The sequence below is a fragment of the Paraburkholderia sp. 2C genome (assembly GCF_054589215.1).
On the sequence record NZ_BAAILL010000010.1, the window covers coordinates 1 to 1,491 of the forward strand.

At 65.3% G+C, this 1,491-nt stretch carries 1 protein-coding gene; it reads left to right on the forward strand.

Annotated features, from left to right (window positions below):
- On the forward strand, positions 1-1,491 hold a 1,491-nt coding region (locus ACYPXD_RS01430; protein WP_459706619.1), incomplete at both ends, for a phosphatase PAP2 family protein.

The following is a 1,491-nucleotide window of genomic DNA, read 5'->3' on the forward strand; positions in this document are numbered from 1 at the left end:
CAATAACAACAGCAGCACGAATGCATCGGCGCCGCCGCCGCCGGCGGACCAGAGTTTCGTCGATAGCGCGCCGGTTCCCGACGTCCCCGCGTTCGTCGACAACATCGCGACCAACCAGCGCGGCGACGCGCGCTTCGCTACGGTGGCCACCAATGCGGGTGTGCGTCTCGTCTCGCGTTTTCTCGATCTATGGATGCCGCTCACGCTGCTGGTGGATGCCGGCGAGACCGCGCCCGCGGTCGGGACGTTTCCGGCTATCGTGCCGTCAACGTGGACCGGTTTGCCCAACGACGGCACGCCGGGCGGCACGATCCTCAATGCGCCCGTGCTGACCCAGAACATCCAGTTTGCGATCAACGAGACGACGAATCGCACGCAGGCCCAGGCCGACGCGGCCTATTTCGACGACCGGCGCGGCAAGGGCTTCAGCGTGACCGACGGCATGGGGCCGCTCACCGACGCATGGCGCGCGGCGGCCCAGCAGACCACCACCATCACGAGCATTCCCGCGGATGCGACGAGCGTGCTGTTCAACGACATGGGGAACAATATCGGCGTCGGCAGCAGCGGGAATCCGACCTTCGGGCATGTGGTGGACCTGCTTTCCGCGATGGGCAATAACGCATCGACCGAGCCGCCCAAGCGCTTTTACAAGTACGCGCGGCCTTACCGGTGGAGCACGAGCGTGATCGTCGATCCGACGCTGGTGCCGGCCGAAAGCACGGACCCGACGACCGACGGCGGCTTTATCAGCGGCCACGAAGCGGAGGCGATGCGCGACGCGCTGACGATGGCGTACTGTCTGCCCGAGCGCGGGCCCGAGATGATTTCGCGCGGGCTCGAACTGGGCGAGAACCGCATTCTTGCGGGCATGCATTCGCCGCTCGATGTGATGGCGGGCCGCATGTTCGCGATCGCGGCGACCGTGGCCAATCTGAGCGATCCGGCAAACGCCACGCTAAAGACCGAAGCGTTCCAGCAGGCGCATACCGCACTGGAAGCGGCAACGAATACGACGCCCGCCAGTTTCCTTGCGTTTGCGCATTCGGGAACGCCCGCTACCGACCGGTTCGCCGACTTCGCGACGAACAAGGCCAACGACATCAGGCGCATGACGTTCGGCTTCGCGCAGATCGAATCGACCGATGCGCCGCCCGTGGTTCCGAAGGGCGCCGAGGTGCTGCTCGAGACGCGTTATCCGTATCTCACCGCGGACCAGCGCCGCGTGGTGATCAAGACGACCGAGTTTCCGTCCGGTTTCCCGGTGATGGACGATCCGGAAGGCTACGGACGCATCGACGCATTCGCGGCGTTCAACGGTTACGGCCAGTTCAACGGCGGCGTCGGGATCAATATGGATGCGACGCAAGGCGGCTTCAGCGCAAACGATACGTGGCGCAACGATATCTCGGGCAGCGGCAAGCTGACGCTCGGGGGCACGGGCACGTTGCAGCTTGCCGGCAATAACAGCTACTCGGGCGGCACGCAGGT